At 69.6% G+C, this 23,721-nt stretch carries 22 protein-coding genes and 5 tRNA genes; 10 read left to right on the top strand and 17 right to left on the bottom strand.

Going from position 1 to position 23,721, the window contains the following annotated elements:
- Positions 1–37: 37 nt before the first annotated feature.
- From OG842_RS11135 to OG842_RS11145, 3 genes are all read right to left on the bottom strand, one after another.
- A complete protein-coding gene (locus tag OG842_RS11135) occupies positions 38–1,195 on the bottom strand; it encodes a D-alanine--D-alanine ligase family protein (protein WP_266729456.1) in 1,158 nt (385 codons plus the stop codon).
- A gap of 100 nt (positions 1,196–1,295) precedes the next feature.
- A complete protein-coding gene (locus OG842_RS11140) occupies positions 1,296–2,306 on the bottom strand; it encodes an NAD(P)H-dependent glycerol-3-phosphate dehydrogenase (RefSeq protein WP_266729457.1) in 1,011 nt (336 codons plus the stop codon).
- Positions 2,303–3,055, bottom strand: coding sequence for a lysophospholipid acyltransferase family protein (locus tag OG842_RS11145; RefSeq protein WP_266729458.1), 753 nt, complete (start codon positions 3,053–3,055; stop codon positions 2,303–2,305). The genes OG842_RS11140 and OG842_RS11145 overlap by 4 nt, the downstream gene beginning before the upstream one ends.
- Positions 3,056–3,204: 149 nt before the next feature.
- Between OG842_RS11145 and cofC the strand changes: the two genes are divergently transcribed.
- Positions 3,205–3,912 (top strand): 2-phospho-L-lactate guanylyltransferase, encoded by a 708-nt coding sequence (gene cofC, locus OG842_RS11150; RefSeq protein WP_266729459.1) that lies wholly within the window; start codon positions 3,205–3,207, stop codon positions 3,910–3,912.
- 10 nt (positions 3,913–3,922) lie between these two features.
- Positions 3,923–4,126, top strand: a complete 204-nt coding sequence (locus tag OG842_RS11155; protein ID WP_266729460.1) for a hypothetical protein — start codon at positions 3,923–3,925, stop codon at positions 4,124–4,126.
- A gap of 108 nt (positions 4,127–4,234) precedes the next feature.
- Here OG842_RS11155 and OG842_RS11160 read toward each other — a convergent pair whose 3' ends face one another.
- From OG842_RS11160 to leuC, 4 genes are all read right to left on the bottom strand, one after another.
- On the bottom strand, positions 4,235–4,927 hold the full coding sequence (locus OG842_RS11160; RefSeq protein WP_328512195.1) for an HU family DNA-binding protein: 693 nt from the start codon (positions 4,925–4,927) through the stop codon (positions 4,235–4,237).
- Between the two features lie 143 nt (positions 4,928–5,070).
- Positions 5,071–5,298: a hypothetical protein gene (locus tag OG842_RS11165; protein ID WP_072487271.1), complete on the bottom strand. Its 228-nt coding sequence runs from the start codon at positions 5,296–5,298 to the stop codon at positions 5,071–5,073.
- Positions 5,299–5,402: 104 nt separating this feature from the next.
- A complete protein-coding gene (gene leuD / locus OG842_RS11170; protein ID WP_266729462.1) occupies positions 5,403–5,996 on the bottom strand; it encodes a 3-isopropylmalate dehydratase small subunit in 594 nt (197 codons plus the stop codon).
- A gap of 5 nt (positions 5,997–6,001) precedes the next feature.
- The gene (gene leuC / locus OG842_RS11175) at positions 6,002–7,426 is read right to left on the bottom strand and encodes a 3-isopropylmalate dehydratase large subunit (RefSeq protein ID WP_266729463.1); all 1,425 of its coding nucleotides are present in this window, start codon (positions 7,424–7,426) and stop codon (positions 6,002–6,004) included.
- A gap of 174 nt (positions 7,427–7,600) precedes the next feature.
- On the opposite strand from leuC, the gene ndgR reads away from it, so the two are divergent.
- A complete protein-coding gene (gene ndgR, locus OG842_RS11180) occupies positions 7,601–8,317 on the top strand; it encodes an IclR family transcriptional regulator NdgR (RefSeq protein WP_266729464.1) in 717 nt (238 codons plus the stop codon).
- Positions 8,318–8,374: 57 nt separating this feature from the next.
- On the opposite strand, the gene OG842_RS11185 is transcribed toward ndgR, so the two are convergent.
- Positions 8,375–8,872, bottom strand: coding sequence for a DUF4188 domain-containing protein (locus tag OG842_RS11185; RefSeq protein WP_266729465.1), 498 nt, complete (start codon positions 8,870–8,872; stop codon positions 8,375–8,377).
- An 89-nt stretch (positions 8,873–8,961) separates the two neighbouring features.
- Between OG842_RS11185 and OG842_RS11190 the strand changes: the two genes are divergently transcribed.
- On the top strand, positions 8,962–9,603 hold the full coding sequence (locus OG842_RS11190) for a MerR family transcriptional regulator (RefSeq protein WP_266729466.1): 642 nt from the start codon (positions 8,962–8,964) through the stop codon (positions 9,601–9,603).
- Positions 9,604–9,697: 94 nt separating this feature from the next.
- Here OG842_RS11190 and OG842_RS11195 read toward each other — a convergent pair.
- The 9 genes from OG842_RS11195 to OG842_RS11235 form a co-directional block, all read right to left on the bottom strand.
- A tRNA-Glu gene (locus OG842_RS11195) sits at positions 9,698–9,770 on the bottom strand.
- 25 nt (positions 9,771–9,795) lie between these two features.
- Positions 9,796–9,867 (bottom strand) — tRNA-Gln (locus tag OG842_RS11200).
- Positions 9,868–9,879: 12 nt separating this feature from the next.
- Positions 9,880–9,952 (bottom strand) — tRNA-Glu (locus OG842_RS11205).
- Between the two features lie 60 nt (positions 9,953–10,012).
- Positions 10,013–10,085: transfer RNA gene (locus OG842_RS11210), tRNA-Glu, on the bottom strand.
- 25 nt (positions 10,086–10,110) lie between these two features.
- Positions 10,111–10,182, bottom strand: a tRNA-Gln gene (locus tag OG842_RS11215).
- 87 nt (positions 10,183–10,269) lie between these two features.
- Entirely contained in the window at positions 10,270–10,989 is a 720-nt protein-coding gene (locus tag OG842_RS11220) for an HAD family hydrolase (RefSeq protein WP_266729467.1), read from the bottom strand.
- A gap of 260 nt (positions 10,990–11,249) precedes the next feature.
- On the bottom strand, positions 11,250–12,722 hold the full coding sequence (gene gltX / locus OG842_RS11225; RefSeq protein ID WP_266729468.1) for a glutamate--tRNA ligase: 1,473 nt from the start codon (positions 12,720–12,722) through the stop codon (positions 11,250–11,252).
- The gene (locus OG842_RS11230) at positions 12,715–13,491 is read right to left on the bottom strand and encodes a fumarylacetoacetate hydrolase family protein (RefSeq protein ID WP_124716171.1); all 777 of its coding nucleotides are present in this window, start codon (positions 13,489–13,491) and stop codon (positions 12,715–12,717) included. Before OG842_RS11230 ends, gltX begins: the two co-directional genes overlap by 8 nt.
- 130 nt (positions 13,492–13,621) lie before the next feature.
- Entirely contained in the window at positions 13,622–13,807 is a 186-nt protein-coding gene (locus OG842_RS11235; protein ID WP_266729469.1) for a hypothetical protein, read from the bottom strand.
- Between the two features lie 578 nt (positions 13,808–14,385).
- Between OG842_RS11235 and OG842_RS11240 the strand changes: the two genes are divergently transcribed.
- The 6 genes from OG842_RS11240 to OG842_RS11265 all read left to right on the top strand — a co-directional run bounded on the left by OG842_RS11240 (position 14,386) and on the right by OG842_RS11265 (position 23,654).
- Complete coding sequence (locus OG842_RS11240) at positions 14,386–18,141, top strand: sensor histidine kinase (protein WP_328512196.1); 3,756 nt, start codon at positions 14,386–14,388, stop codon at positions 18,139–18,141.
- A 9-nt stretch (positions 18,142–18,150) separates the two neighbouring features.
- Positions 18,151–18,564, top strand: coding sequence for a roadblock/LC7 domain-containing protein (locus OG842_RS11245; protein ID WP_259934900.1), 414 nt, complete (start codon positions 18,151–18,153; stop codon positions 18,562–18,564).
- Positions 18,565–18,697: 133 nt separating this feature from the next.
- Positions 18,698–19,105, top strand: coding sequence for a DUF742 domain-containing protein (locus tag OG842_RS11250; RefSeq protein ID WP_030978706.1), 408 nt, complete (start codon positions 18,698–18,700; stop codon positions 19,103–19,105).
- Positions 19,086–19,667, top strand: coding sequence for a GTP-binding protein (locus tag OG842_RS11255; RefSeq protein WP_072487286.1), 582 nt, complete (start codon positions 19,086–19,088; stop codon positions 19,665–19,667). The genes OG842_RS11250 and OG842_RS11255 overlap by 20 nt, the downstream gene beginning before the upstream one ends.
- A 347-nt stretch (positions 19,668–20,014) precedes the next feature.
- Positions 20,015–23,230, top strand: a complete 3,216-nt coding sequence (locus OG842_RS11260) for a sensor histidine kinase (RefSeq protein ID WP_266729471.1) — start codon at positions 20,015–20,017, stop codon at positions 23,228–23,230.
- Between the two features lie 10 nt (positions 23,231–23,240).
- The gene (locus tag OG842_RS11265; RefSeq protein ID WP_006127847.1) at positions 23,241–23,654 is read left to right on the top strand and encodes a roadblock/LC7 domain-containing protein; all 414 of its coding nucleotides are present in this window, start codon (positions 23,241–23,243) and stop codon (positions 23,652–23,654) included.
- The last annotated feature ends 67 nt before the right edge of the window (positions 23,655–23,721 follow it).

Genomic DNA, 23,721 nt, shown 5'->3' on the forward strand with positions numbered 1-23,721 from the left:
TGCCAGGGAGCGCACGCCGTGCGGCACGGGAACCGGCTCAGCGCAGGCCGGTCGGGCGGCTCAACGCGGCCTGGATCAGCCGGTCCACCAGCTCCGGGTAGCTGACGCCGCTCTCCTGCCACATCCGCGGGTACATGGAGATCGGGGTGAAGCCCGGCAGCGTGTTGATCTCGTTGATCACGAAGGTGCCGTCCTCGGTGAGGAAGAAGTCGGCACGGACCAGCCCCTCGCAGGACGTGGCCTCGAAGGCCTCGACCGCGAGCCGCTGCACCTCGGCCGTCTGCTCCTCGGTGAGCGGGGCGGGCACGATCCCGGAGGCCGAGTCGATGTACTTGGCCTCGAAGTCGTAGAAGTCGTGCGAGGTCACCGGCGGGATCTCGGCGGGCACGCTGGCGCGCGGACCGTCCTCGAACTCCAGCACCCCGCACTCGATCTCGCGGCCCCGCAGCAGCGACTCGACCAGGAACTTGGGGTCGTGGCGGCGGGCCTCCTCGATCGCCTCGTCGAGGCCGGAGAGGTCGTCGACCTTGGTGATGCCGATGGACGAGCCGGCCCTTGCGGGCTTGATGAAGAGCGGCCAGCCGTGGTCGCCGGCGAATTCCACGATGCGCTTGCGGGCGCCGGAGGGGTCGTTGTCCCACTCGCGGGGACGGACCACGAGGTACGGGCCGACCGGCAGCCCGAAGGAGATGAAGACCCGCTTCATGTACTCCTTGTCCTGGCCGACCGCCGAGGCGAGCACGCCCGCGCCGACGTAGGGCACACCGGAGAGCTCCAGGAGCCCCTGGAGGGTGCCGTCCTCGCCGTACGGGCCGTGCAGCACCGGGAAGACGACGTCGACCTCGCCGAGCGCCTTGGGGACCGAGCCGGGCTCGCTGTACACCACTTCGCGGCTGCCGGGGTCGACGGAGAGCACCACGGCGCCCTCGCTGGACTCGGCCAGCTGGGCCACTTCCGGCATCTTCCGGTCCGTGATGGCCATGCGTTCGGGTTCGTCGGCGGTGAGCGCCCAGCGGCCGTCCGTCGTGATGCCGATCGGCAGGACGTCGTACTTGGTCCGGTCGATGGCGTTCAGGACGGCGCCGGCCGTGACGACCGAGATGCCGTGTTCGGAGCTGCGGCCGCCGAACACGACGGCCACGCGCGGCTTGCGGAGCTGCTGCTCCGGGCTCTGGGGGAGGTTCTCGCTGCTCATATCGCGTTGAGCGTACCTGCTGCTACCACTGGCGTCAGCGCGGCCGGGGCCGCCGGAGCGGTGACCGGGAGGTTCACCTGTCCGCCCGCCCCGGCCGGTCTCAGCGCCGCTCGGGCTTCGCGCTGCGCGACATCAGCTCGCCCAGCGCGACCATCGGCGGCTTGCCCTCGTGGACGATCCCGACGACCGTCTCGGTGATGGGCATGTCGACGTTGTGCCGACGGGCCAGATCGAGCACCGATTCACAGGACTTGACGCCCTCGGCGGTCTGCTTGGTGACGGCGATGGTCTCCTGGAGCGTCATGCCGCGGCCGAGGTTGGTACCGAAGGTGTGGTTGCGCGAGAGCGGCGAGGAGCAGGTCGCCACCAGGTCGCCCAGGCCCGCCAGTCCGGAGAAGGTCAGCGGGTCGGCGCCCATGGCCAGGCCGAGGCGGGTCGTCTCGGCGAGGCCCCGGGTGATCAGCGAACCCTTGGCGTTGTCGCCGAGGCCCATGCCGTCGGCGATGCCGACCGCCAGGCCGATGACGTTCTTCACCGCGCCGCCGAGCTCGCAGCCGACGACGTCGGTGTTGGTGTACGGGCGGAAGTAGGAGGTGTGGCAGGCGGTCTGGAGGCGCTGGGCCACGGACTCGTCCTGGCAGGCGACGACGGCCGCCGCGGGGCGGCGTTCGGCGATCTCCTTGGCCAGGTTGGGGCCGGTGATGACGGCGACCCGGTCCGCGGAGACCTTGGTGACGTCCTCGATGACCTCGCTCATCCGCTTCGCGGTGCCGAGTTCGACGCCCTTCATCATCGAGACGAGGACGGTGTCGGAACCGAGGTGCGGGGTCCATTCGGCGAGGTTGGCGCGGAGCGTCTGCGAGGGCACCACGAGCACGGCGAAGTCGGCGCCGTCCAGCGCCTCGACGGCGTCGGTGGTGGCCCGGACCGATTCGGGGAGCTCAATTCCCGGCAGGTAGTCCGGGTTGGTACGGGTCGTGTTGACCGCCTCGGCGATCTCGGCGCGACGGCCCCAGAGGGTGACCTCGCAGCCGGCGTCGGCGAGGACCATGCCGAAGGCCGTACCCCATGAACCGGTTCCGAAGACGGCCGCCTTTGCGGGGTGCGTCACTTGGCTCCCTCTCCTTCGGCCTTGCGCCGCTGCTCCGCACGGGCCTTGCGGTGGTCGTAGGGCTGTGCGGGGGCCTTCTCGCCCCGCACGATCTCCAGCTGCGCTGTCACCGCGGCCATGATGGCCTCGGTCGCCTCGCGCAGGACGTCGGGCGTCGGCTCCAGACCGTAGAACCTGGAGAGGTCCACGGGCGGTCCGGCCTGCACCTGAAGGGTCTTGCGGGGGAACAGCCGGAGCTTGTTCTCCTTGGCGTACGGCGGCATCGCGAAGTTGGCGCCCCACTGGGCGACGGGGATGACCGGGGCCTTGGTCATCAACGCGACCCGGGCGGCGCCGGTCTTGCCGGCCATCGGCCACATGTCGGGGTCGCGGGTGAGCGTGCCCTCGGGGTAGAAGGCGACGCATTCGCCGCGCTCGATGGCTTCGACGGCCGCCCGGAAGGCGTCCAGCGCATTGGTCGTCTCGCGGTAGACCGGGATCTGTCCGGTGCCGCGCAGCATCATTCCGACAAAGGGGGTCTTGAACAGGCCCGCCTTGGCGAGAAGCCGCGGCACGCGTCCGGTGTTGTACTGGAAGTGACCGTAGGAAAGCGGGTCCAGATAGGAGTTGTGATTGACCGCGGTGATAAATCCACCGTCGGCCGGAATGTGTTCCATCCCCCGCCAGTCACGCTTGAACAGAACCACCAGCGGCGGTTTCGCGATCACCGCCGCCAGGCGGTACCAGAAGCCGATTCTGCGGCGGGACACTCGGACACCTTCCTCTAAGGACCTGAACTCTGCCTGGTCACCGACGGTCAAGTCTCGCCCCCGGCCCCTGCTCTGTCGAGAACACCGTACGCCCCGCTTTCGGGACCGACCCTCCAGGTTCTCGCACCGGCAGGCGAGAATAGGCGGCGATGCGCACCGAGGGGGAGATCGCCACGAACACCGACCCGGCCCGTCCTTGGTCCCTGGTCGTCCCGTTGAAGCCCCTGGCGCGGGCCAAGAGCAGGCTGACGCCCGCGACGGGGGCCGAGTTGCGCCCCCTGCTGGCCCTGGCCTTCGCCCGGGACACCGTGGCCGCCGCCCTGTCCTGCCCGGCGGTACTGGATGTGGTGGTAGTCACGGACGACCCGGAGGCCTCGGCGGCTCTCACGGCGATCGGGGCGCGGATCGTCCCCGACGAGCCCGACCGCGGGCTCAACGCCGCGCTGGCACATGGCGAGCGGGCGGTACGGGCCGGGCGGCCCCGGGCTGCGGTCGCCGCGCTCAACGCGGATCTGCCCGCGCTGCGCCCGGGAGAATTGGCCCGGGTACTCGATTATTCCGCCGAATTCCCTCGCGCATTTGTGACCGATGCGGCAGGAATCGGGACAACATTTCTGTCGGCCTCACCGGGGGTGGAATTGCGCCCGGCGTTCGGCGGCCCTTCCCGGGCCCGGCACCTGGAGTCCGGTGCGGTGGAAATCGATCTGGCCGGCATCGATTCGGTGCGCCAGGACGTGGACACCGGCGACGATCTGCGGGTGGCGCTCACCCTGGGCGTCGGCGCGCACACGGCGGGGCAGTGGGGCCCCGGAGCCCCCCGCGCCGAGCCCGCGACGGCCTCCTCGCCGGACCGATAGGCTGCCGTCCATGCAGGCGACCTCGTACACCTACGACCCCGAGACCCGCACCGGCAGCGTGCTGCTCGACGACGGCACCCCGGTGGAATTCGACGCCCGGGCCTTCGACGCGGGCGGTCTGCGGCTGCTGCGTCCGGGCCAGCGGGTGCGGATCGAGGGCAGCGGCGAGGGTGCGGAGCTGCGGATCACCCTGGTGACCCTCCAGACCTTCTGAGCCGCCGGACGCACGGCGCCCGGCGCACCGCCCCCATGACAGCCCGCGGGCCGGGCTCCCCGAGGGGAACCCGGCCCGGCGCGTGTGAGTAGCGAGCGCTGCTCGGTCTCACTTCTTCCGTGCAGTGGCCTTCTTCGCCGTGGTCTTGCGCGCCGTGGTCTTCTTCGCGGGCGCCTTCTTCGCCGTGGCCTTCTTCGCGGGCGCGGTCTTGCTGGCGGTGGCCTTCTTGGCCGCCGTCGTCTTCTTCGCCGCCGCGGCGGTGGTCTTCTTCGCGGCCGCGGCGGTGGTCTTCTTCGCGGCCGCCGTGGTCTTCTTGGCCGCCGCGGTGGTCTTCTTCGCGGTGGTCTTCTTGGCCGCGGTGGTCTTCGCCGCCGTGGTCTTCTTGGCGGTGGTCTTCTTCGCCGTGGCCTTCTTGGCGGCGGCCTTCTTGGCTGCGGCCTTGGTCGTCGTCCGGGTGGAAGGACCGCCCGAGAGGCTGCCCTTGGGCGCCTTCTTCACGGACACTTCGCCGCCCTTGGGGAGCTTCTTCGAGCCGCTCACCAGGTCCTTGAAGCCCTGTCCCGCACGGAAACGGGGAACCGAGGTCTTCTTGACCCGCACGCGCTCACCCGTCTGCGGGTTGCGGGCGTAGCGGGCGGGGCGGTCGACCTTCTCGAACGAGCCGAAGCCGGTGACCGAGACACGGTCCCCCGCGACAACCGCACGGACGATCGCGTCGAGTACCGCGTCGACGGCGTCGGCGGCCTGCTGGCGGCCTCCGACCTTGTCGGCAATCGCTTCTACGAGCTGCGCCTTGTTCACGTCTTCCCCTTCGGAGACATTGCCAGAACGAAAGTGTTCAAGCGTTTTCGCACGTTAGGCAGATATATACCGCAAATCAAACACGAAACGGGCTAATCACCCTAGTGCCGCAACGAAGTCGACCGCTGCACAGTTCCGCAGAGTCAGTCACCTTCGGGGAATCGGCCCTCATCGAGGTCCTTCATCAACCGGTCCAGACGCCTTGCCGCATCCGGGAGATCGTGCTTAGCCGCGGCCGTGATGACCAACAGCTTCCGGGACAGCGCCATCCTTACGCCCTCCGGGACTTGCAGTGCGCGCACTCTTGTGTGCGCTTCCTTCAATCGGTCGGCGACTTGGCCGTAAAGCTTGAGTTGGCTGTCGCGTTCCATGCACCGATTGTGCCATCTGGGGCGAGTTGTCGCCCGACGGGGTCTCAACAAGCGACTGCGCCCCCTACCAGATGGTGGGGGGCGCAGTCCTGTAAACGCGCTGCTCAGGCGTTAATTGTACGCGGCTTGAAGGTCGGCCTTGCCGCCTCATAAGTCGCAATGTCCGCTTCGTTCTGAAGGGTGAGGCTGATGTCGTCCAGCCCGTTGAGCAGTCGCCAACGGGAGTTCTCGTCGAGCTCGAAGTCGGCGGTGACGCCTTCGGCGCGGACCTGGCGGGCCTCCAGGTCGACGGTGATCTCGGCCGTGGGGTCGGCCTCGGTCAGCTCCCAGAGCGCGTCGACCACCTTCTGGTCGAGCACGACGGTCAACAGCCCGTTCTTCAGCGAGTTGCCGCGGAAGATGTCGGCGAACCGGGAGGAGATGACGGCCTTGAAGCCGTAGTTCTGCAGCGCCCACACGGCGTGCTCGCGGGACGATCCGGTGCCGAAGTCGGGGCCGGCCACCAGGACCGTGGCGCCCTCGCGCTCCGGGCGGTTGAGGACGAAGTTCTCGTCCTTGCGCCAGGCCTCGAAGAGCCCGTCCTCGAAGCCGTCCCGGGTGACCTTCTTCAGCCAGTGGGCGGGAATGATCTGGTCGGTGTCGACGTTGCTGCGGCGCAGCGGGACGGCCCGGCCGGTGTGTGCGGTGAAAGCTTCCATGATTCTCAGACTCCGGCGGGCGTACGGACGTCGGACAGGTCGGCGGGCGAGGCCAGGTGGCCCAGCACGGCGGTGGCGGCGGCGACCTGCGGGGAGACCAGGTGCGTACGGCCGCCCTTGCCCTGCCGGCCCTCGAAGTTGCGGTTCGAGGTGGAGGCGGAGCGCTCGCCGGGGGCCAGCTGGTCGGGGTTCATGCCGAGGCACATCGAGCAGCCGGCGTGCCGCCATTCGGCACCCGCGGCGGTGAAGACCTTGTCCAGGCCCTCCTCGACGGCCTGCAGGGCGACCCGGACGGAGCCCGGGACGACCAGCATCCGTACCCCGTCGGCGACTTTGCGGCCGTCCAGGATCGCGGCCGCGTTGCGCAGGTCCTCGATCCGGCCGTTGGTGCAGGAGCCTACGAAGACGGTGTCCACGTTGATCTCGCGCAGCGGCTGTCCGGCGGTCAACCCCATGTACTCCAGGGCCTTTTCGGCGGCGTTGCGCTCCGAGGCGTCCTCGTACGAAGCAGGGTCGGGGACGCTGGCCGACAGGGGCGCGCCCTGGCCGGGGTTGGTGCCCCAGGTGACGAACGGGGCCAGTTCGGCCGCGTCGATGACGACCTCGGCGTCGAAGACCGCGTCGTCGTCGGTGCGCAGCGTCTTCCAGTACGCGACGGCGGCGTCCCAGTCCTCGCCCTGCGGGGCGTGGTCGCGGCCCTTCAGGTACTCGAAGGTGGTCTCGTCCGGGGCGATCATGCCTGCCCGGGCGCCGGCCTCGATCGACATGTTGCAGATGGTCATCCGGGCTTCCATCGAGAGCTTCTCGATGGCGGAGCCGCGGTACTCCAGGATGTAGCCCTGGCCGCCGCCGGTGCCGATCCGGGCGATGATCGCGAGGATCAGGTCCTTGGCCGTGACACCGTCGGGCAGTTCGCCGTCGATGGTGATGGCCATGGTCTTCGGGCGGGCCAGCGGCAGCGTCTGGGTGGCCAGGACGTGCTCGACCTGGCTGGTGCCGATGCCGAACGCCAGCGCGCCGAAGGCGCCGTGCGTGGAGGTGTGGGAGTCGCCGCAGACGACCGTGGTGCCGGGCTGGGTCAGGCCCAGCTGCGGGCCGACCACGTGCACGACGCCCTGCTCGACGTCGCCCAGGGGGTGCAGCCGTACGCCGAACTCCGCGCAGTTCTTGCGCAGGGTCTCCAACTGGGCGCGGGAGACCGGGTCGGCGATCGGCTTGTCGATGTCGAGGGTCGGGGTGTTGTGATCCTCGGTGGCGATGGTGAGATCGAGGCGCCGCACCCGGCGTCCGGCCTGCCGGAGGCCGTCGAAGGCCTGGGGGCTGGTCACCTCGTGCAGCAGGTGCAGATCGATGAAGAGGAGGTCGGGCTCACCTTCGGCGCGCCGGACGACATGGTCGTCCCAGACCTTCTCCGCGAGTGTCCTACCCATCGCTTTCCCTCCGGCCGGCGTCTTCGCCGGCCCAACTAGAGATTCGGTGCGCCGCCGTCCGGACCCCCGTGCGGGGCGGTGGCTACGGGCCGTTGTGTGGCCGCCAGTACAGGTTCGCAACTTCCGCCGAATATTGAACTTGCGTTTCACAGAGTGAGACGGGAGTATCGTCGTATGGACAACTCTAGCGGCGTCGGCGTTCTCGACAAGGCGGCTCTGGTATTGAGCGCCCTGGAGTCCGGTCCGGCCACCCTCGCCGGGCTGGTCGCGGCGACCGGGCTCGCACGGCCCACGGCCCATCGACTGGCCGTGGCACTGGAACACCACCGTCTGGTGGCGAGGGACATGCAGGGCCGTTTCATTCTCGGCCCCCGGCTGGCGGAGCTCGCCGCGGCGGCGGGCGAGGACCGCCTGCTGGCCACGGCGGGACCGGTGCTCACCCACCTCCGGGACATCACCGGCGAGAGCGCGCAGCTCTATCGCCGGCAGGGCGACATGCGGATCTGCGTGGCGGCGGCGGAGCGGCTGTCCGGTCTGCGGGACACCGTGCCGGTCGGCTCCACGCTCACCATGAAGGCCGGCTCGTCGGCCCAGATCCTGATGGCCTGGGAGGAGCCGGAGCGCCTGCACCGCGGCCTCCAGGGCGCCCGCTTCACGGCGACGGCGCTCTCCGGCGTACGGCGCAGGGGCTGGGCCCAGTCGATCGGCGAGCGCGAGCCGGGGGTGGCCTCGGTCTCGGCACCGGTGCGCGGCCCGTCGAACCGGGTGGTCGCCGCCGTCTCGGTCTCCGGACCGATCGAGCGGCTGACCAGGCACCCCGGCCGGATGCACGCCCAGGCGGTCATCGACTCGGCGGCACGGCTCAGTGAGGCCCTGCGCCGCACCGGCTGACGCACCCGGCACATCCCCCCGGCCGCCCCAGCGTCGTGGCGGCCCCCTTCCAGCGCCTCACTTCGCGGACGAACGGTGTGCCAGCCGATCCGCCCCCCGACGACCGCGCGCCTCCAGCGGCAGCACCCCGGTCGCCCCGGCCAGTCCGTAGGCCGGCATGTCGGCGTAGATCGATTCGTAGCCGCCCTCGGGCACCATGTACGCCTCGTGCCACAGCCCCACGTGCTGCCGGGACTTCTTCTCCTTGCGGTTCATGATCGCCCAGGCCTTGCGGTGGAACATGTCGGGAGCGCTCGCGTACGCGTAGAGCTTCTCCCTCGACTCCCAGTACTGGACGACGTAGTACGTCCGCGGCGAGCCGCTCAACAGCGTGTACCCCAGCAGGCCGCGCCCCTTGTCCTTGCCCAACTCCCGCAGCATGCGAGGCATCGCCAGCAGCACGGGCAGCCAATGGTGCACGCCCCAGAAGTGGTTGATGCGCATCCCGATGAGCAGTACGACCACCTCCCCCTCGGCCGCGGCCGTGGTCCGTCCCGGTATCGGCTTCGCGAACATGACTGCCCCTTCCTGCTTTGGAGAGTGCCACTATCCAATGGTTGGATAGTGGCACTGCCCAAGAGGTGGCGCAAGGGAAGGCACGGAACATGCGACTCTCGGAACTGAGCGAGCAGAGCGGTGTGAAGACCGCGACGATCAAGTACTACCTGCGCGAGGGGCTGCTGCACCCCGGCCACCGGGTCACCGCGACACAGGCCGAGTACGACGCGAGCCATCTGCGCCGGCTGCGCCTGGTGCGGGCCCTGATCCAGGTGGGCCGCCTTCCCGTGGCCACGGCGCGCGAGGTCCTCTCCCACATCGACGACGAGTCCCTGGGCCGGACGATCCGGCTGGGCGCCGCGCTGTGGTCGCTCCCGCACGGCCCGGACCCGGACGAGGAGGCACCGGAGACGGAGGTCGCCCGCGAGGCCGTCGAACAGCTGCTGGACCGGATCGGCTGGGCGACGTCGCAGGAGATCGGCTCCCTCTCCCCCGCGCACCGCTCACTGGTGTCGTCGGTGGCGACACTGATCCGCCTCGGCTACCCCTGTGACGTCGATTACCTCGCCGAGCAGGCCCGGCTGATGCACCAAGTCGCCGTCCAGGACCTGGACATGATGGAGACACATCCCACGGAGTCGGAGCAGGTGGAGATGGCGGTCGCGTCAGCCGTGCTCTACGAGCCGCTGCTGATGTCCCTGCGACGGATGGCCCAGGAGGAGGAGTCGGCCCGGCGCTACGGTCTCTGACGGACCGAACAGGCCCGCGCGGCCCGAACGGGCCTCTCGGGCAAAGACAAAGGCCCTCCACCGAAGTGAAGGGCCTCCGCCTTTCCTGCTGTTGTACCCCCGACCGGATTCGAACCGGCGCTACTGCCGTGAGAGGGCAGCGTGCTAGGCCGCTACACAACGGGGGCTTGATACTACTTTTGCATTTCTGCGCTGGGCTACCAGGACTCGAACCTAGAATGACGGTACCAGAAACCGTAGTGTTGCCAATTACACCATAGCCCATGGTGTTACAAGTACCCCCGACCGGATTCGAACCGGCGCTACTGCCGTGAGAGGGCAGCGTGCTAGGCCGCTACACAACGGGGGCCCTAGCGATCCTGCATCGAGAGCGTGGGTGCGACCCAGATGATCTCGCGGGAAGGATCTGTACCCCCGACCGGATTCGAACCGGCGCTACTGCCGTGAGAGGGCAGCGTGCTAGGCCGCTACACAACGGGGGCTTGATACTACTTTTGCATTTCTGCGCTGGGCTACCAGGACTCGAACCTAGAATGACGGTACCAGAAACCGTAGTGTTGCCAATTACACCATAGCCCACTGGAACGCAACCCCTTGCGGGGCTTTTGCTCCGGCTGCGCTTCCCGTTCGGATCTTCCGTCCCGCTCGGGCGGCGCAGGAAGAACATTACCCGAAGGTGTCCGGCGCTCCAAAACGGGTATTGCCCGTCAGCAGATCAGGCAGCTGATCGAGCCCGCTGATGCGGACCAGCTCGGGCCGTCCGCCGCGTCCGCGCCGGTCCAGCCAGATCCCCATCAGCCCGGCGGCGACTGCCCCACGGGCATCGATGTCGGGCTCGTCCCCCACATACGCGACCTCCCCCGGATCCAGCGCCAGCGCCTCGCAGGCGGCGTGGAAGGCCGCGGCCTCGGGCTTGGAGACGCCGAGCTCCACTGCGCACACCACGGCCTCGAACCGGTCCCGCACACCGAGCCTGCGCAGCTTCCGGTCCTGGTTGTGGATGCTGGAGTTCGACAGCACCGCGTGCCGGAATCCGTCCGCGAGCAGATCCAGGGCCGGCAGCACGTCCGGGAAGAGCGACCAGGCGGCCTCGTAGTGAGTCACGTGGCAAGCGAACCAGTCGTCGGCCTCGGCATCGTCCAGTGCCCGCGAAAGGAACTCCCTGACCCGGTCCCGGCGCTGCCCCAGGAAGTCCGTCTCCCCGGCGGCGAACCGCGCCCAGTGCACGTCGGTCAGCTCCCGCCATGCGACGAGGGCCTGCTCGACGTTCTCGTATCCGTCGGGCAGGCCCTCCTGTTCGAGGTGCTTGCGCATGCCGAAGCGGTCGGCATGGGTGTAGTCGAAGATCGTGTCGTCGATGTCCCAGAGCACGGCTCGGATGACCATGCGGCCAGGCTAGCGGTCACGCGCCGGGCACGGGAGGGCGTCGCGGTGCCCCCGGGTCCCGGCGGCCGGGATCACTTCACTCGCGGTCGGGCGCGGTCGCGGCCTTGATCGTGGCCTGGGCGGCGCCTGGCAGCGCAGGGGCCTTGGCGTGGTCCGACGCCACGACCCCGGCTCTGCCACGGAGTTGACGTCCGGCAGAAACGGCGGAGGGGCGGCCGCCGGATGAACCGGTGGCCGCCCCCTCGGGCGTCGTACGGGCGTTACGCGGCCAGCTTGGCCAGCGCTGCGTCCACGCGGGCCAGGGTCTTCTCGCGGCCCAGGATCTCCAGGGACTCGAAGAGCGGCAGGCCGATGGTGCGGCCGGTGACCGCCACGCGGACCGGGGCCTGGGCCTTGCCGAGCTTCAGGCCGTGCTCCTCGCCCGCGGTGAGGATGGCGTTCTTCAGCGCGTCGGCGTTCCACTCGGCGTCGGCCAGCTTGGCGCGGGCCGTGGTCAGGAGGGCGTCGGAGCCCTCCTTCATCGCCTTGTTCCAGGACGCCTCGTCCGTCGCCGGCTCGTCGAGGAAGAGGAAGTCGACGTTGGCCGTGATGTCCGAGAGGACCGTGACGCGGGTCTGGGCGTGCGGGGCGATCTCCGCGAACTGCTCCGCGTCGAAGGACTCCGGGGCCCACGGGGCGAACGGGGCCTTCAGCCAGGGGCCGCAGGCCTCGGTGAACGCCTTCACGTCCATCTTGCGGATGTGCTCGGCGTTGATGTGCTCGCACTTCTTCAGGTCGAAGCGCGCCGGGTTGGCGTTGACGTCCCCGATGTCGAACGCGGCCACCATCTCGTCGATGGAGAAGATGTCGCGGTCCTCGGCGATGGACCAGCCCAGCAGGGAGAGGTAGTTGAGCAGCCCCTCGGGCAGGAAGCCGCGCTCGCGGTAGAGGTTGAGCGAGGCCTGCGGGTCGCGCTTGGAGAGCTTCTTGTTGCCCTCGCCCATGACGTACGGCAGGTGGCCGAAGGCCGGGGTGTCCTTGGCGATGCCCAGCTCGATGAGCGCCTTGTACAGGGCGAGCTGACGCGGGGTGGAGGAGAGCAGGTCCTCGCCGCGCAGGACGTGGGTGATCTCCATCAGCGCGTCGTCGACCGGGTTGACCAGCGTGTAGAGCGGGGCGCCGTTGGCCCGGACGATGCCGTAGTCCGGCACGTTCTCCGGCTGGAAGGTCAGCTCGCCGCGGACCAGGTCGTTGAAGGTGAGCGCCTCGTCGGGCATCCGGAAGCGGACGATGGAGGTGCGGCCCTCGGCCTCGTAGGCGGCGATCTGCTCGGCGCTCAGCTCGCGGCAGTGGCCGTCGTAGCCGGACGGCTTGCCGGCGGCGCGGGCGGCGTCGCGGCGGGCGTCGAGCTCCTCGGTGGTGCAGTAGCAGTGGTACGCGTACCCGCCCGCGAGGAGCCTGTCGGCGACGTCCTTGTAGATGTCCATCCGCTGCGACTGGCGGTACGGGGCGTGCGGGCCGCCGACCTCGGGGCCCTCGTCCCAGTCGAAGCCGAGCCAGCGCATGGACTCCAGGAGCTGGTTGTAGGAGTCCTCGGAGTCGCGGGCCGCGTCCGTGTCCTCGATGCGGAAGACCAGGGTGCCGCCGTGGTGCCGGGCGAAGGCCCAGTTGAACAGGGCGGTGCGGACCAGGCCCACGTGGGGGTTGCCGGTCGGGGAGGGACAGAAACGTACACGGACGGGTGCGTTAACCACGCTTGATCACCTTGTTGGTGAGAGTGCCGATGCCTTCGATGGTGACGGCGACCTCGTCGCCGACATGGAGGGGTCCGACCCCTGCGGGAGTGCCGGTGAGGATCACATCGCCCGGGAGCAGCGTCATGGCTTCCGTGATGTGGACGACCAGATCCTCGATCGAGCGGATCATGTCGCTCGTACGGCCGAGTTGCCGTTGCTCTCCGTTGACCGTCGCCTGAATGGTGAGGTCGTGGGGGTCGAGGTCGGTCTCCACCCAGGGGCCGAGCGGGCAGGACGTGTCGAAGCCCTTGGCACGGGCCCACTGCTTCTCGCGCTTCTGGGCGTCGCGGGCGGTGACGTCATTGGCACAGGTGTAGCCGAAGATGACGTCCTTGACCCGCTCGCGCGGAACTTCCCGGCACATGCGGCCGATGACCACGGCCAGTTCGGCCTCGTGGTGGAGTTCGTTGGAGAAGGAGGGGTACTCGATGGCGTCGCCGGAGCCGATCACCGAGGTGGTGGGCTTGAAGAAGGCGACGGGTACGTCCGGTACCTCGTTGCCCAGCTCCTTGGCGTGCTCCGCGTAGTTGCGGCCGATGGCCACGACCTTGTTGGGGAGCACGGGCGGCAGGAGGCGGACCTTGCTCAGCGGGACCTTGGTGCCGGAGAGCTCGAACTCGGCGTACGGGATGCCCTTGATGATGTCGAGGACGAGACCATCGGGCCCCTCGCCCTCGACGGCGCCGAAGGCGACATTGCCGTCGATGGAGAACCTGGCGATGCGCACGGGATGCTGTCGCCCCTCACTTGCTGGCTGAAGACTGACGCTCCAGGCTAACGCGTCGCCCGTCGGGAACCGCTCCGATTACCGGGCGGCGCGGGTCACCCGACAGGCTCCGAGGGGGACGGCGTCCGTGCTACTCAGCGGCGGCGGTGACCGGGGCGACCATGAGGACGGTGCGCCGGGGGTTGGCCGTCTGGGTGGGCAGGTCCACGGCGTGCTCCGGCTGCTCCGGCGTCCGCGGCCCGACGGCGCCGTCGAGGTGCGCCAGCGTGGTGCGCCGGGGGTTGGCAATGTTGCGGAACATCATCGTCGTCTTCATCTGCCGTTCGGACCCTGTCGGTACGGGCGCCGCCCGGAGGGGCGCCGGTTGTCGGATTTGCCATCCCTGTAAAGGGTCAGGCTAAACATCCGATTCCCTCCGGAAGCCCGGAAGAGACGACGATCATCATGTGAGTTTGCTCACGAACCGACAGACAATTCCCCCATTCCAGGCGGCCGATCACGTCGACAGAAACGGACATTACGTAACTGAATCAGCCATTCCGCTCCTGATCATGTCGACTGGGACACCTCTTACGCTTCGTCGGTTCGCCGGTAATCATCCGTTTTATCCGTGATCACGCTCCACTGCTTGTTACTCAGTCATCACAACGCGTCACCCAGGTCACAGCCCGGCACGGGGCCCTTGTTGGAGATCCGGCACTGTGCTGGAATTCCACGCACCGCCGCGGGTTTCAAGCCGGCGCGCAGGGGCGCAACGGAGCGCCGAGTGGCGGCGGGAAGGGGAAGGACGCCGGTCACTCACGACCACCATGGGGCGGGTACAACGCCCCACGACGCCGACACCGTCCGACCGCCCAGCGCGGGGGGACGCCTGGTCCAGAGGTTGCGACGCTAGTGCAGGGACGTTTCAAGAGGGATGGCAGCGCTGCGGCGGAGCGGGAGCCGCACGGCGGGACCGACCGCGGCTCCTCGGCCCAGCACGCCCAGAACCCCGGGCCTGCCGCGGCCGGCGACAGCGGCGACCGTGCTCAGCGACCCGGTGCCGCGGCGAACGGTGACGTCGATCCGATCTCGTCGCTCAAGTCCCGGGGGCCCGTCAGCACCGGCTCGCGAGTCGCGCTTCGCAACTGGCGCATCAGCACCCGTCTGGTCTCCCTGCTCGCCCTTCCCGTGGTCGCCGCGACCACGCTGGGTGGTCTGCGGATCAACGAGTCCATGAGCGACATCCAGCAGCTGGATCACATGCAGTTGCTGACGAACATGACGAAGCAGGCGACGTCGCTCGCCCAGGCGCTCCAGCAGGAGCGAGACCAGTCGGCCGGTCCGCTGGCCAACGGGGTGAAGGCCGACGACTTCAAGGTCACCGAGCCCCGCAAGAAGACCGACCGGGCGAAGACCGCCTTCCTCGACGCGACGACCTCGATCGGCGACCCCTCCGGCGACGAGGCCCTCGAAGGCATCTTCGCCAGCGTCACCCAGATCGCGAGCCAGCTCGCCGAGATCCGTGACATCCGCAAGGCGGCGTACGTCAAGGGCAGCCCGAGTCTTCAGACCGTCGACCAGTACAGCCAGCTGATCACCTCGCTGCTGAGCCTCTCGCAGGACATGGCGCAGGCGACCAGCAACTCGGAGATGATCAAGCGGACCCGGGCGCTGGCGGCCTTCTCCTCCGCCAAGGAGTACGCCTCGGTCCAGCGCGCGATCATCGCCGCGGCCCTGCCCGGCGGGAACAACAAGCAGCCGCACCTCGACGAGAACGACAAGCAGTTCGGCCGCGCCGCGCTGCGCAAGGAGCGGTCGGCGCTCACCTCCTTCAAGGCCGTGTACAAGGCGACCGGCAACAACGCCGACGAGCTGACCGCCACGCTCGACGAGGGCAACCCCGAGATCAAGGCCGCCGACGCCTACGCCAGGAAGGTGCTGGAGAGCCCCGGGGGCATGTCCGGCACCGCGCGGCGTTCCTACCTGGACTGGTACGACCAGAGCTCGACCAAGATCCAGGCGATGAAGACCATCGAGGAGACCCTCCTCAGCGACATGGAGGGCAAGGCCCGCGAGCTCCGCGACGAGTCGAAGCGCGAAGCGATCATCAGCGGTGCGCTCATCCTGCTGGTGCTCGGTGTCTCGCTGGTCGGTGCCTTCGTCGTCGCCCGGTCGATGATCCGTTCGCTGCGGCGGCTGCAGGACACGGCCACCCGCGTCGCCCAGGACCGGCTGCCCGAGCTCGTCAAGCAGCTCTCCGAGGCCGACCCGCAGGACGTGGACACCTCGGTCGAGTCCGTCGGTGTGCACTCCCGGGACGAGATCGGCCAGGTGGCCGCGGCCTTCGACGACGTGCACCGCGAGGCCGTCCGTCTCGCCGCCGAGCAGGCCCTGCTCCGGGGCAACGTCAACGCGATGTTCACCAACCTCTCGCGCCGCAGCCAGGGCCTCATCCAGCGTCAGCTCTCGCTCATCTCCGAACTGGAGTCGCGCGAGGCCGACCCGGACCAGCTCTCCTCGCTCTTCAAGCTCGACCACCTCGCGACCCGTATGCGCCGTAACGGCGAGAACCTCCTCGTCCTCGCGGGCGAGGAGCCGGGCCGCCGGTGGACCCGCCCCGTCCCCCTGGTCGACGTGCTCCGTGCCGCCGCCTCCGAGGTGGAGCAGTACGAGCGCATCGAACTGGCCGCGGTGCCCGCCACCGAGGTGGCCGGCCGCGTGGTCAACGACCTCGTGCACCTGCTCGCCGAGCTGCTGGAGAACGCCACGTCGTTCTCCTCGCCCCAGACCAAGGTCCGGGTCACCGGTCACGCGCTGCCCGACGGGCGGGTGCTGGTCGAGATCCACGACACCGGCATCGGCCTCTCCCCCGAGGACCTCGCCGCGATCAACGAGCGGCTCGCCTCGCCGCCCACCGTGGACGTCTCGGTCTCCCGCCGCATGGGTCTGTTCGTGGTCGGCCGGCTGTCCCTGCGTCACGGCATCCGGATCCAGCTGCGGCCCTCCGACTCCGGCGGCACGACCGCGCTGGTCATGCTGCCCGTCGATGTCGCGCACGGCGGCAAGCAGCCGGCTCCCAAGCAGGCTCCCGGACAGCAGTCCGGCGCCCCGGGCGGTCTGCTCGGCGGTGGCCCGGGGGGCCCGGGCAACGACTCCCGTCCCGGCCTCGGCGGCCCCGCCTCGGGCCCGGCGGGCCGTCTCGCCTCGGGTCCCGGCGCCTCGCGCGGTCAGGTCGGTGCGGGCTCCGCGCCGCGTGCCGCGCTGCCCTCGCGCGACGGCGGCCCCCGCCACCAGGCTGGCCAGCCGAACCAGCAGGGCCAGCAGAACGCCGGCTTCCAGTCCGCCGGGCTGTCCGGCACCGGGCCGCAGGACGCCTCCCGCCCGGAGCCGCAGCGTCAGGGCGGCGGCCTCGCCGGTGCCTTCGGCAACGGTGCCCGCCTCGGCGCCCGCGGCCAGGGCGACGGACCGGGCCGTACGGATTCGGGCCGTCCCGACCTGTTCGGCCAGAACCGCCTGGGTTCGGACCGTCAGGACCAGCACCGCCAGGACCAGCACCGCCAGGGCCAGGACCAGAACGGTCCGCAGGGCCGCCCGAACGGCCCCTCCCCGTGGCAGCCGTCCCAGCCGCAGCAGGCCCGGCAGAACCCGGCCGGCCAGGACGGCCCCGGCCGTCAGCTGCCCCCGGTCGGCGGCCCCCGTGCCGAGCTGCCCGGCGGCAACCCGCAGCCGCAGCGTCCGCAGACCACCAGCTGGGGCACCGAGGAGCCGTCCGCGCCGCGGCACACTCCGCTGGACGCCCCGCGCGGTCACGAGGACCCCGAGTCCACCGGCCAGTTCCAGCGGCCGATGAACCCGCCGCTCACGCCGCGGGCGCCCATGGACGACCGGCAGGGCCCCGGCTCCACCGCCGAGTTCGCCCGCCCGGACTTCTCGGCCCCGGCCCCGCAGTCCTACGGCTCGCAGAACCCGTCCGCGCAGGACCCGGCGAGCACCGCGCAGTTCGCCCGCCCCGACTTCGGCCAGCCGCAGCCCGCACGGGCGCAGGACCAGGGCCTACCGGCACCGCGCCGGGGCGGCCGGGAGGACGAGGACTTCGGTGCCCCGCGGACGCCCGCCGGTGACGCGCAGTACCGTCCGGTCCTGCCGGCGCAGCCGCAGCCCGAGGCGCTGCCTCCGGCGGCCGGCCCCGGGGACGGTCGTACCCCGCTGTACGACACCCTGGAGACGAACTGGTTCCACGGCCCGCAGCAGGGCGGCCAGCAGCCGCCCGCCGAGCCGCAGTCGCCCACGTCCCTCCCCCAGCGGCCGACCGCCCCGGGGGCTCCCGCGGCGCCGCGCCGCGACGGAGGCGACGCCGACGGCACCACAAGTTCCTGGCGCCCCTCGCCGAACGACGAACTCGTGCGGCAGGCGGAGCGGGTCAAGAAGCCCGCGGCAGGCGGAGTCACCACCTCCGGACTGCCGCGCCGAGTGCCTCGCGCCAACCTGGTGCCGGGCACCGCACAGCAGCAGAACCATCAGTCCGGTCCTCAGGTGTCACGTGCCCCCGACGATGTACGCGGGCGGTTGACCAATCTCCGCCGGGGCATCCAGCAAGGGCGGCAGGCCAACAACAGCCAGTCGACCGGCAGTTTCCCACTCGGCCCCACTCACCAGCAGGAGCGTTAGTTGAGCCCGATGAGTCAGGCCGCGCAGAATCTGAACTGGTTGATCACCAACTTCGTGGACAACACCCCCGGGGTGTCGCACACGGTGGTGGTCTCCGCCGACGGACTCCTGCTGGCCATGTCCGAAGGATTCCCCCGTGACCGCGCCGACCAGCTGGCGGCCGTCGCCTCCGGGCTCACCTCGCTGACCGCGGGTGCCTCCCGGATCTTCGAAGGCGGCGCCGTCAGCCAGACCGTGGTGGAGATGGAACGCGGGTTCCTCTTCCTGATGTCCATCTCGGACGGCTCCTCACTGGCCGTTCTCGCCCACCCGGACGCCGACATCGGTCTGGTCGGGTACGAGATGGCCCTGCTGGTCGACCGTGCGGGCAGCGTCCTCACCCCCGACCTCCGTGCCGAACTCCAGGGCAGCCTGCTCCACTAGGCGGCCACGGATCGATGACAGACTCGATTGCCCCAGGTAATGCCCGTATCCCTCACCCGTCAGGCCGCTTAGAGCCCCCCACCGGCCCCTTCAGACGGCAAGCCGACGTACTGCTGTCACGCCCGGAGGATTCATGACCCCGCCACCCGCCTCACCCGATCCGTACGGCGCATTGCACCACGCGTCGTACGAAGGTGAAGGCGACCAGCCACTGGTCCGCCCGTACGCCATGACCGGTGGCCGGACCCGGCCCCGCTATCAGCTCGCCATAGAGGCACTGGTCTCCACCACGGCCGACCCCGCGCATCTGGGGACCCTGCTCCCCGAGCACCAGCGGATCTGCCACCTCTGCCGTGAGGTGAAGTCGGTGGCCGAGGTGTCGGCGCTGCTGTCGATGCCGCTCGGTGTGGCCCGGATTCTCGTCGCGGACCTGGCGGAAGCCGGCATGGTGGCCATCCACCAGCCGGGCAATGGAGAGGCCGGCGGCGCGCCGGATGTGACACTGCTCGAAAGGGTGCTCAGTGGACTTCGCAAGCTCTAGCGGCGGTGCGGCCCGCGCCACCACCTCGGCGAAGATCGTGGTGGCCGGGGGCTTCGGCGTGGGCAAGACCACGTTCGTAGGTGCCGTCTCGGAGATCAACCCGTTGCGTACGGAGGCCGTGATGACGTCCGCGTCCGCGGGCATCGACGACCTGACGCACACCGGGGGCAAGACGACGACGACCGTCGCCATGGACTTCGGTCGCATCACCCTGGACCAGGACCTGATCCTGTACCTCTTCGGTACGCCCGGTCAGGACCGTTTCTGGTTCATGTGGGACGACCTGGTCCGCGGCGCCATCGGCGCCGTCGTCCTCGTCGACACCCGCCGCCTCGCCGACTGCTTCCCCGCCGTCGACTACTTCGAGAACAGCGGCCTCCCGTTCGTCATCGCCCTCAACGGCTTCGACGGACACCAGCCCTACACCCCCGACGAGGTCCGCGAAGCCCTCCAGATCGGCCCCGACACGCCGATCATCACGACGGACGCGCGGCACCGCGCGGACGCCAAGAGCGGTCTGATCACGCTCGTGGAGCACGCCCTCATGGCCCGGCTCAAGTAGTCACAAGTCGGTATTGCCATACGGTAGTTACCGTAGTCGGACGGGGGTGGACTGTGTCCTTTGACACGATCCACCCCCGTGTTCATAACGTTTCGAAAGAGAATTACCCTGCGTTCGACACCCGACGCATCCGAACGGTGCCGCTGCGCTCACATGAGCCCCGCCTTTTGGCGGGGCTCGTTCTTTATGCCCGTTTTATCCGAGGTCTGCGCCACTCGGAATGGCAGATTCCGACTGTTTGGAACGCGACCGGTCGCCGTGCTGGAATTCGTCGAACTCCCGAGTAGTACGGCCCTGAACGAAATACGGCACAACGTAGGTGCCGACGCCGAGAGGTTGTTGGTCGAGTGAGGCGAAGCAACGCGGGCTCCACGGCGCAGGAGCGGGGCAACTTCACGCCGCCACCGCGCGCTGCGGCGTCCTCCGCGGAGGCGTCCGACGCGACGGTGCCCGGTGGCAGCACGAGTCGGCTGTCGCCGCGCAACTGGCGGGTACCCACCCGGCTCAACGCGATTCTCCTGATCCCCGTCCTGGTCGGCCTGGTCATGGGCGGATTCCAGGTGAAGGGGTCGATCGACACCTGGCGCGAGGCGCAGGACGCCGAGAAGACCGCGCTCATCGTGCGCGCGGCCGCCGAGTACGGCCAGGCGCTGCTCAACGAGCGTGACCTCTCCGCCCAGCCCCTGCTGTCCAACAAGCGGAACGCCGACATCATCGCGGAGGTCCGGGCCACCACCGACGCCGCCGCGGACAAGTTCGACGCGGCCGTGAAGGACATGCCGAAGAAGCAGGGCCTGGAGCGGCGCCTTCAGCTGTTCCAGCTGGAGGAGCCCACCCTTCCCGAGCTGCGCAAGGCCGCCTTCGCCGAGGGCATGGACCCGGTGAAGACGGAGGAGGGCTACGTCAAGGTCCAGCACTCGCTGATGGAGTTCAGCAACGAGCTGGGTCTGGGCACCGGCAACATCACCGCCTACGGTCGTACGGTCTACGCGATCGAGCTCGCCAAGGCTGCAGAATCGCTTCAGCGCTCCATCGGCATGCACCTCCTGGTGCGTCCGAGCCAGGAGAGCGCCAAGTTCGACGCCCAGGTCAAGGCCTTCGGCTCGTACAACTACCTGGAGCAGATCGCGCTCGGCGAGTTCAACTCCGGCGGCACCGAGGCCGACGCGGCCCGGCTGAAGCAGGTCATGGTCGCCAAGGCCGAAGAGGGCGCGAAGGACCTGAAGCAGGCCAAGGAGGAGGCCGACGCCGCGGGGACCCCGTTCGTCGCCCCGCCCAGCATCGACGGCTCGGTCTTCGACGGCATGGCCCAGCAGATCGGCCAGGGCAAGTCGCCCGAGAAGCTGGCCGCGAAGGGCATCACGCCGGAGACCTGGATGGCGGCCGCCACCGCCAAGTTCGACGGCTACACCACGGTCGAGGACGAGCTCGTCGACAAGGCGGTGACCGAGGCCGCGGACATCTCGTCCAGCGCCAAGAACGACGCCGTCATCAACGCCGCCGTCGTGGTCGTCGCCCTGCTGGCCGCCTTCGTCCTGGCCGGACTCATGGCCCGGCAGATGAGCCGCTCGATGCGCCAACTGCGCACCGCCGCCTTCGGGATAGCCGAGCAGCGGCTGCCGATGCTGGTCGACCAGCTCTCCCGGGCCGAACCGGGCCGGGTCGACACCCGCGTCCAGCCGATCCCGATCCACAGCCACGACGAGATCGGCGAGGTCGCCCGCGCCTTCGACCAGGTGCACCGCGAGGCGGTCCGGCTGGCGGCCGAGCAGGCCATGCTCCGGGGCAACGTCAACGCGATCTTCACCAATCTCTCGCGCCGCAACCAGTCGCTGATCGAGGGCCAGCTGACCCTCATCACCGACCTGGAGAACAACGAGGCCGACCCGGACCAGCTGGAGAACCTCTTCCGGCTGGACCACCTGGCCACCCGCATGCGCCGCAACGGCGAGAACCTCCTGGTCCTCGCCGGCGAGGAGCCCGGCCGCCGCTGGAACCAGCCCGTCCCGCTGGTCGACGTGCTCCGGGCCGCCGCCTCCGAGGTGGAGTCGTACGAGCGCATCGAGCTCGCCGGGGTGCCCGAGACCGAGATCCACGGCCAGTCGGTCACCGACCTCGTGCACCTGCTGGCCGAGCTGCTGGAGAACGCCACCACGTTCTCCTCGCCGCAGACCAAGGTGCGGGTCACCGCGACCCGGCTGCCCGACAGCCGCGTGATGATCGAGATCCACGACAAGGGCATCGGGCTCACCGCCGAGGACTTCGCCGACATCAACCACAAGCTGGCCAACCCGCCGACCGTGGACGCCGCGGTGTCGCAGCGGATGGGTCTGTTCGTGGTCGGCCGGCTCTCCGACCGGCACGGCATCCGGGTCCAGCTGCGCCCCTCGGGCGAGCAGGCCGGAACCACCTCGCTGGTCATGCTGCCGGACGCGATCACCCACGGCGGCGGCGGCGAACCGTCCGCCGCGACGGACGACTTCACCGTCTCCTCGATCATTCCGGAGCAGCAGAGCTTCGAACAGCAGCCGTCCCCGCACATGCGCACGGCGGCGGAGCTCGGCTTCGACGACTCGCGCTACGAGCAGCCCTCGGCGGACGCGGCGCAGCTGGACCCGGTGGGCCGTTCGCTGATGCGTGAGGAGCGCCGGGCGGCGCTGGAGGCGCAGACGGCGAGCGGGCACCAGCAGTTCCCGCAGGAGCAGTACGCCGACAACCAGTACGGGGACGGCGGGTACGCCGGGAACGGCTACGCCCAGGAGCCGCAGCAGGGTTCGCAGCAGGAGCAGTACGAGCAGGCTCCCCAGCAGGTCCCGCAGCAAGGGCAGTACGAGCAGGCTCCGTACCAGGGCGGCTACGAGCCCTACCAGGCCGATGCGGGCCTCGCCCAGCAGCCCGGCCAGGGTCTGCCCGGTGGTTATACGGAAGGCGCGTACGCGGCCGCTGAGGCCCCGCAGCCGTCCTACGAGGAGCAGTTCGCTCCCCAACCCCACCAGGACGACTGGCCGGATCAGGGCGCTTACCAGGACACGTACGAGCCTTCGGCGCCGGCGGAAGCGGAATCCTTCGCGAGCGCTCCCGCAGAGCCGCAGGAGCGCGTAGGCTTCGACCGTCCGGGGCCCACGCCCGACTCCGGTCCCGAGCTGACCGAAGCCGGTCTGCCGCGCCGGGGCGGTCAGCAGCACTGGCAGCCCACCGGCCGGGGCAACAGCCGGCCCGTCGCCGCGCAGCAACAGCGGCAGCGGGAGGAACCGCAGCAGGAGCCCGCTCAGGCGGGCGCGGACGGCTCCGACGACTGGCGCTCGGCCAACGACGAGCGCTGGGAGCGGGCCGAGAAGCTCCGGGAGCCCAAGGCGGGCGGGATCACCCCGTCCGGACTCCCCCGGCGGGTGCCCAAGGCCAATCTGGTCGAGGGCACGGCCGAGCAGACCTTGCAGGGCGGCCCCCAGGTTTCCCGTGCCCCCGAGGACGTCCGCGGCAGGTTGAGCAACCTGCGGCGGGGCGTGCTGCGGGGACGCAGCGCGGGTTCGGACGACAGTAATACCTACAACCAGGAGCGTTAGTGTGAGCCCGATGAGCCAGGCGGCGCAGAATCTGAACTGGTTGATCACCAACTTCGTGGACAACACCCCCGGGGTGTCGCACACGGTGGTGGTCTCCGCCGACGGACTCCTGCTGGCCATGTCCGAGGGATTCCCCCGTGACCGCGCCGACCAGCTGGCGGCCGTCGCCTCCGGGCTGACCTCGCTGACCGCGGGTGCTTCGCGGATCTTCGAGGGCGGCGCGGTGAATCAGACAGTTGTGGAGATGGAACGCGGATTCCTCTTCATCATGTCCATTTCCGACGGATCTTCACTTGCCGTTCTCGCACATCCGGACGCCGATATCGGTCTGGTTGGGTACGAAATGGCACTTCTCGTCGACCGTGCGGGCAGTGTCCTCACCCCGGACCTCCGTGCTGAACTGCAGGGAAGTCTTCTTAACTAATAGACAGACAGTGCGTTTCGCGCCACCGGGCCATAAGGTGCGTTGGCGCGGACCCACTGGGATCGGG

The sequence above is a fragment of the Streptomyces sp. NBC_00376 genome, assembly GCF_036077095.1.
Classification (GTDB): Bacteria; Actinomycetota; Actinomycetes; order Streptomycetales; family Streptomycetaceae; genus Streptomyces.

What these genes read in the sequence shown, in the direction of transcription:
- OG842_RS11135 (WP_266729456.1), bottom strand. Translation starts at nt 1,195, where the DNA reads ATGAGCAGCGAGAACCTCCCCCAGAGCCCGGAGCAGCAGCTCCGCAAG.
- cofC (WP_266729459.1), top strand. Translation starts at nt 3,205, where the DNA reads ATGCGCACCGAGGGGGAGATCGCCACGAACACCGACCCGGCCCGTCCT.
- OG842_RS11155 (WP_266729460.1), top strand. Translation starts at nt 3,923, where the DNA reads ATGCAGGCGACCTCGTACACCTACGACCCCGAGACCCGCACCGGCAGC.
- OG842_RS11165 (WP_072487271.1), bottom strand. Translation starts at nt 5,298, where the DNA reads ATGGAACGCGACAGCCAACTCAAGCTTTACGGCCAAGTCGCCGACCGA.
- leuD (WP_266729462.1), bottom strand. Translation starts at nt 5,996, where the DNA reads ATGGAAGCTTTCACCGCACACACCGGCCGGGCCGTCCCGCTGCGCCGC.
- leuC (WP_266729463.1), bottom strand. Translation starts at nt 7,426, where the DNA reads ATGGGTAGGACACTCGCGGAGAAGGTCTGGGACGACCATGTCGTCCGG.
- ndgR (WP_266729464.1), top strand. Translation starts at nt 7,601, where the DNA reads ATGGACAACTCTAGCGGCGTCGGCGTTCTCGACAAGGCGGCTCTGGTA.
- OG842_RS11185 (WP_266729465.1), bottom strand. Translation starts at nt 8,872, where the DNA reads ATGTTCGCGAAGCCGATACCGGGACGGACCACGGCCGCGGCCGAGGGG.
- OG842_RS11190 (WP_266729466.1), top strand. Translation starts at nt 8,962, where the DNA reads ATGCGACTCTCGGAACTGAGCGAGCAGAGCGGTGTGAAGACCGCGACG.
- OG842_RS11220 (WP_266729467.1), bottom strand. Translation starts at nt 10,989, where the DNA reads ATGGTCATCCGAGCCGTGCTCTGGGACATCGACGACACGATCTTCGAC.
- OG842_RS11235 (WP_266729469.1), bottom strand. Translation starts at nt 13,807, where the DNA reads ATGAAGACGACGATGATGTTCCGCAACATTGCCAACCCCCGGCGCACC.
- OG842_RS11245 (WP_259934900.1), top strand. Translation starts at nt 18,151, where the DNA reads ATGAGTCAGGCCGCGCAGAATCTGAACTGGTTGATCACCAACTTCGTG.
- OG842_RS11250 (WP_030978706.1), top strand. Translation starts at nt 18,698, where the DNA reads ATGACCCCGCCACCCGCCTCACCCGATCCGTACGGCGCATTGCACCAC.
- OG842_RS11265 (WP_006127847.1), top strand. Translation starts at nt 23,241, where the DNA reads ATGAGCCAGGCGGCGCAGAATCTGAACTGGTTGATCACCAACTTCGTG.